Source organism: Bacillus cereus group sp. BfR-BA-01524 (assembly GCF_022662595.1).
In the GTDB taxonomy this organism is placed as follows: domain Bacteria; phylum Bacillota; class Bacilli; order Bacillales; family Bacillaceae_G; genus Bacillus_A; species Bacillus_A thuringiensis_S.
The window spans coordinates 1-2,890 of record NZ_JAKUDW010000199.1 but is presented as its reverse complement, the minus strand read 5'-3'; the positions used below and the strand labels follow the sequence as shown (position 1 = coordinate 2,890).

Here is a 2,890-nt window from a genome sequence, read left to right as displayed (position 1 = left end):
ATTGTATAAAACTGGAGATATAGTACGTTATTTACCAAATGGAAATCTTGAGTATATTGACCGCATAGATCAACAAGTTAAATTGAGAGGATTTAGAATTGAATTAGGAGAAATTGAAAGTATTTTAAGTAATCACGATGCAATTTCAAGTGTAGTTGTTAATGTTTATGAGGAAAATGAGAATAAAAAATTAATAGCATATGTTGTACCAAAATATAAACACATGATGCAATGGGATTTTCTTTATGAATATATGAAAAAACATGTACCAGATTATATGATACCAGCAAAGTTTGTAGTATTAGAAGAACTTCCATTAACTCCAAATGGGAAAATTGATAGAAGACGGTTACCAAAACCAATATTTAGTGGGGATGATCAGAAATTTGTAGAACCAATAACTGATTTAGAGAAAGAAATTGCAATGATTTGGGGCGAAGTATTGGGATATAAGAAGGTTAGCATGAAAGATAATTTCTTTAAAAGTGGTGGGGAATCTTTACTAGCAACAAAATTTATTTCGCTAGTAAGAAACAAATTGAAAATAGAATTACCATTAAAGATAATATTTGAAGTTACTACCTTAGAGGAATTTGTTTTGATTGTGAAACAAGAACTAGAGCTGGAGCAAGATAAAGAGTTGATGGATTTACTAAAAGATTTAGAGGATACAGATGAAATGATGTCAGATAAAGCATTATCAATATTAATAAATCATCAAGAGTAGATAATTTATTAATTTCAGAAGAGTGTTATATTACGAAATATACTTTTTAATAATGGAGGTGCGTTTATGGAAAGAAAGGAAGATTTATTTGCAAAATTAGAATCATTATCCCCAGAGAAGAAAAAATTTTTAATGGATCGATTAAAACGGAATAGTCCTAAAAATATTATGAAAAAGAGGATGGAAAGTGACCTTCCTGTTCTATCTTTTGCTCAGCAAAGACTTTGGTTTTTTGATCAATTAGAACCCGGTTCTTCAACGTATAATATGCCGTTTCTTCTGAAGATAGAAGGAGACTTTGATATTAATGTTTTTGAAAAAAGTTTAAATGAAATTATACAAAGACATGAAATTTTACGCACTACTTTTTTATTAATGGACGAGCAGCCAATCCAAATTGTAAATCCAAATTTGTCAATAAAAGTTAAATATGTTGATCTTCGGGCGTATTCTAAAGAGGAAAGACAAAAAATTTCTGATGAACAGATAAAAAAGGTTGCAAAAAAACCTTTTAATCTTGAGATAGGTCCCCTTGTACGTGCAAATATTTGGCAAGTAGAAGAAAAAGAATATTGGATGTTGCTAAATATGCATCATATTGTTGGAGATGGATGGTCTGTTGGAATTTTAATTCAAGAAATTTCGAAAGTTTATAATGCATTTATAAAAGGAAACAATTCCCCTTTATTACCATTAACAATGCAATATGCTGATTTTTCTATTTGGCAAAAGGGATGGTTAAAAGGTTCCAAGCAACAAGAACAATTGAATTATTGGAAAAAACAATTGAGTGGCAATCTACCTGTGCTTGATTTACCAAGAGATTTTTCAAGACCTAATAAAGCAACATATAATGGAGACGAAGAATATATCACAATTCCTAAAGGGTTAGTAGAGAAATTAAGAACCTTATCCCAACAGGAGGGTGGTACATTGTATATGCTGTTATTAGCGGCGTATAATATTTTGTTATATAAATATAGTAAACAAGAAGATATTATTGTGGGTACACCAATTGCAAATCGAAATCATTTAGAAATTGAACCATTAATAGGTTTTTTTGTAAATACGTTAGCATTGCGTACTAGAGTGAGAAAAGATATGTGTTTTAGGGAACTATTACAAGAAGTAAAACAAACATGCCTAGGAGCATATTCGAATCAAGATATTCCATTTGAAAATATTGTTGCAGAAATTGTACCAGAACGTCAGAGTAATAGCTCTGTACTTTTTCAAACTGTTTTTGCTTTAGAGAAACAAACACAAAATATAATTGAAATGTCAGGTGTAAAAGTTAGGCCTGAGAAATTAAATATTAATGTTGCAAAGTTTGATTTGACCTTATCTATGATTGAGGAGGAAGATAAGGTATCTGGAACTTTTAACTACAACACTAGTTTATTTAGAAAAAGTACCATTCAACGTATTTCTAAACATTATCTGTCTATATTAGAACAGGTAATTGAAAATCCCAACATAAAATTAAACCAATTATCATTAATAAACAAAGAAGAATTGAATCAAATAATTAAAAGAAAACATAATGTAATAAATAATTTACAGATAGATACTACTCTACCTGAACTATTTGAAGAACAGGTCAAAAAAGTACCGAACAATATAGCAGTACAATATGGGGATGCTTCATTAACTTATGATGAATTAAATAAAAAATCTAATCAGTTAGCTCATTATTTAAAAGGTCAAGGGGTAGGTCCAGAAGTTATGGTAGGTATTTCCATGGAACGTTCTTTAGATCTAATTATAGGAATTTTTGGGGTTTTAAAGGCAGGTGGAGCATATGTACCAATTGATCCAAATGCTCCATCAGCAAGAATTCATTATATGTTAGAAGACTCTATGGTACCAATTGTTCTTTCCCATCAGGGCTTATCTAATAGAATTCATAAAGATAAAGTGAAGGTTATTTGTTTAGATACGGATTGGAATGAAATTGAAAAAATGAGGACTTCGGATTTAATAGGGGAAGTTCAAGTGCATAATCTAGCTTATGTAATTTATACTTCAGGATCTACTGGAAAACCAAAAGGGGTCATGGTTCCACATCGAGGATTAACAAATTATTTAAATTGGTGCACTCAAAATTATTATAAAGGGAATGGTGGACAAGGTTCATTAGTTCTGTCATCAATATCTTTTGAC

At 30.2% G+C, this 2,890-nt stretch carries 2 protein-coding genes; both read left to right on the top strand.

The window, feature by feature from the left end; all coding sequences use genetic code 11:
* Positions 1-727, top strand: a 727-nt coding sequence (locus tag MR170_RS30210; RefSeq protein ID WP_242310569.1) for an AMP-binding enzyme, incomplete at its 5' end; no start/stop codon positions are given.
* 66 nt (positions 728-793) lie between these two features.
* Positions 794-2,890, top strand: a 2,097-nt coding sequence (locus MR170_RS30205) for a non-ribosomal peptide synthetase (RefSeq protein WP_242310567.1), incomplete at its 3' end; no start/stop codon positions are given.